The organism is Blautia caccae (assembly GCF_040095955.1).
Lineage (GTDB): Bacteria > Bacillota > Clostridia > Lachnospirales > Lachnospiraceae > Blautia > Blautia celeris.
The window spans coordinates 1-550 of record NZ_JBBMFP010000111.1 but is presented as its reverse complement, the minus strand read 5'-3'; the positions used below and the strand labels follow the sequence as shown (position 1 = coordinate 550).

General features: G+C 44.7%; 1 protein-coding gene. It reads left to right on the top strand.

What is annotated here, in order from left to right; translation table 11 throughout:
• Positions 1–286: hypothetical protein (locus tag WMO65_RS26470; protein WP_349064936.1), on the top strand; the 286-nt coding region annotated here is incomplete at its 5' end.
• Positions 287–550 lie beyond the last annotated feature (264 nt).

Below are 550 nucleotides of genomic sequence, written 5' to 3'. Positions count from 1 at the left end.
ACTTGCCAAAAACCTATGGTTTTTGCGTATGCTTTTTGGGGAGAAAATCCGGATAGGTTCCGGTAAAAAAACCGGAATTCATCCGGAAAGAATGGAAGAAGAAACAGAGTATCCGGAACCCATCCGGAAAAAATACCGGAAGTCATCCGGAGATAGTCATGAAGGGAGGCGTGAAATCCGGAATTTATCCGGAAAAATATCCGGAAGTCATCCGGAAATAGTTATGAAGGGAGGCGTGAAATCCGGAACTTATCCGGAAAAATATCCGGAAGTCATCCGGAGATAGTCATGAAGGGAGGCGTGAAATCCGGAACTTATCCGGAAAAATATCCGGAAGTCATCCGGAAATAGCCATGAAGGGAGGCGTGAAATCCGGAATTTATCCGGAAAAATATCCGGAAGTCATCCGGAAATAGTTATAAAGGGAGGCGTGAAATCCGGAACTTATCCGGAAAAACATCCGGAAGTCATCCGGAAATAGCCATGAAGGGAGGCGTGAAATCCGGAATTTATCCGGAAAAATATCCGGAAGTCATCCGGAAATAGTTAT